The sequence below is a fragment of the Steroidobacter sp. genome, from assembly GCF_016790065.1.
Classification (GTDB): domain Bacteria; phylum Pseudomonadota; class Gammaproteobacteria; order Steroidobacterales; family Steroidobacteraceae; genus Steroidobacter.
The window spans coordinates 1-2,098 of record NZ_JAEUPY010000462.1 but is presented as its reverse complement, the minus strand read 5'-3'; the positions used below and the strand labels follow the sequence as shown (position 1 = coordinate 2,098).

The following is a 2,098-nucleotide window of genomic DNA, read 5'->3' as shown; positions in this document are numbered from 1 at the left end:
ACGCCGGCGTGACCTTGGGCCTGGTTCACGGCACCCAGCCGGATGCCATGGTCGTCTGTCACGACGCCCGTCGTACCACCTTGATGGGCGATTACGATTTCCCCATCCCGGACTACAAGACCTGCGGCGATACCTATCTGGCGGCCGCTCGGTTGACCAACAAGAACGCGAAAGTGGTGGGCATCAGCCTCAACACCTCGCACATCAAGGACGACCGCGAAGCGCGCCAGCTGTTGGAAAAGACCAGCCGCGAGACCTCGCTGCCTTGTTGCGATCCGATTCGTTTTGGCGTAGGAGAGATCGTCGATCATCTATTACGCCAAAGTTGATATGCCATCCAAACAGGATCTGTTCGCCCGGCTGGAAGCCCGCCTGGAACACTTCACGCCGGCCGAGCGACAGATCGCCAATCACATGCTCAGTCATCGCAACGAGCTGCCGTTCGAAACGGCAGACTCGTTGGCCAAGAAGCTGGGCGTGAGTGCGGTGACGGTAGGGCGCTTCTGCCGTCTGTTGGGGTACAAACATTTTCGCGCCATCAAGGAAGAGATGCGCAAGGGCGGCGGCTCGGCGCCGTGGCTGGTGGGCGATCAGCTCACCCAATACATGGATCGCTTCGGCGATCAGGAGCAATTGCGCCGCAGCCTGGAAACCGAGGTCGCGGCGCTGGTCGAGGTGTACGGCATGGTCGACACGCCGGCCTGGAAGGCCGCGACCAACGTCATCGTGCGCTCCGATCTGGTTCAGATCGCAGGCTTTCAGACCGAGCGCGGCCTGGCGTTGTTGCTCGCCAACCTGCTGCAGTATGTGCGTGAGGGCGTGCAGCTGGTCGACATGGTCGCCGGCACCTATAGCGACGTCTTTACCACTCAATCCAAGGCTCGCTGCCTGATCCTGCTCGACATGCGTCGCTATTCGAAGCAATCGCTGATGCTGGCGGAGAAGGCGGCCGAGCGTTCGATTCCGCTGATCATCATCACCGACAAGTATTGCGACTGGGGCAGCCGCTACACGCCGCATGTGTTCGCGTTGCCGTCCGAAGGCGGGCATTTCTGGAGCTCGGCGGTGGCCATGAACTGTTTCATCAACCTGTTCGTGACCAGCGTGGCGGCGCGGTCCGGCAAGTCGGTGGAGAAACAGCTGGAACAGATCTCCGAGCTGTTCGAGCATTTCACTGGCTTCGTCGGCCCGTCCAAAGGCCGCAAAGGCTCGCGCTAGGCACCGCCGCGGCTTGCGGGCGGGGCGCAGCGGTGGTATCTAGCCGCCGCTCATGACTCAGTCGTCCTCACCAGCCGTCGCCGCGGGGCCGTTCAGTTCCTGGCTGCTCAAAATGCGTCGCTCCTTGTTGGGCAGCGAAGGCATGGACGTCCCTTGTGGAGATTGCGTCGGCTGCTGTGTGTCCGGCTATTCGCTGCAGCTACGGCCTGAGGACTACAAGGCGGCGGCGCGGATTCCAACGACGTTCGTGGTCAACGCTGCCCCGGGCTTTGCCAAGGGCAACCTCACTGTGGCCGCTCTGCCTGATGGGCTCTGTCCCATGCTGGAGGATCGGAAGTGCACCATCTACTCCGACCGGCCGCAGACTTGTTTGGATTACGACTGCCGGATCTTCGCCGCTGCCGGCATTGATGCGGGCGGTGACGACAAGGTCGTCATCAACACGCGCGTGCGGGCGTGGGAGTTTGCCTATCCCGAGCTACTGGATCGACAAGAGCATGATGCTGTTCGCGCCGCTGCGGCGTTCATTCGCGACCGGCGTGATAGTTTTTCGGTGCGCGTGCCGGCGGGGCCCATGGGTATCGCGGTGTTTGCGATCAAGTCGTATCGAGTGTTTCTGGATTCTTCGGTGACATCGAAGAGTGATGCGGAAATCGCTCGCGCCATTCTCGAGGCCGCGCGCAGCTTCGACTCCGGCGCTGCCTTGTCCTAGCAAACAGTTTCGTCATTTCAGACTGGCGAGATAAGCGCGCCAGCCACCGAACGCGGTGATGTCTCGCGCGCCTTGCAAGCCGATGGGCTCGCAGATGAAGCCTTTCACCACGCGGCCGTCTTCGAGTTCCAACGAGCCGATGCCGAGAGGCGCGGGAATCTCAGCTCC

General features: G+C 61.8%; 4 protein-coding genes. 3 read left to right on the top strand and 1 reads right to left on the bottom strand.

Translation table 11 applies throughout. The features are described 5' to 3' along the window. From JNL55_RS19295 to JNL55_RS19285, 3 genes are all read left to right on the top strand, one after another. A partial coding sequence (locus JNL55_RS19295) for a DUF1611 domain-containing protein (RefSeq protein WP_293857374.1) occupies positions 1-329 on the top strand: 329 nt, incomplete at its 5' end. 1 nt (position 330) lies between these two features. Beyond that, complete coding sequence (locus tag JNL55_RS19290) at positions 331-1,218, top strand: MurR/RpiR family transcriptional regulator (protein ID WP_293857371.1); 888 nt, start codon at positions 331-333, stop codon at positions 1,216-1,218. Positions 1,219-1,270: 52 nt separating this feature from the next. After that, the gene (locus tag JNL55_RS19285; protein WP_293857368.1) at positions 1,271-1,930 is read left to right on the top strand and encodes a YkgJ family cysteine cluster protein; all 660 of its coding nucleotides are present in this window, start codon (positions 1,271-1,273) and stop codon (positions 1,928-1,930) included. 12 nt (positions 1,931-1,942) lie between these two features. Here JNL55_RS19285 and JNL55_RS37480 read toward each other — a convergent pair. Beyond that, positions 1,943-2,098: hypothetical protein (locus tag JNL55_RS37480; RefSeq protein ID WP_415923113.1), on the bottom strand; the 156-nt coding region annotated here is incomplete at its 5' end.

Coding starts and splice junctions, on each gene's coding strand:
- JNL55_RS19285 (WP_293857368.1), top strand. CDS start 1,271: ATGACTCAGTCGTCCTCACCAGCCGTCGCCGCGGGGCCGTTCAGTTCC.
- JNL55_RS19290 (WP_293857371.1), top strand. CDS start 331: ATGCCATCCAAACAGGATCTGTTCGCCCGGCTGGAAGCCCGCCTGGAA.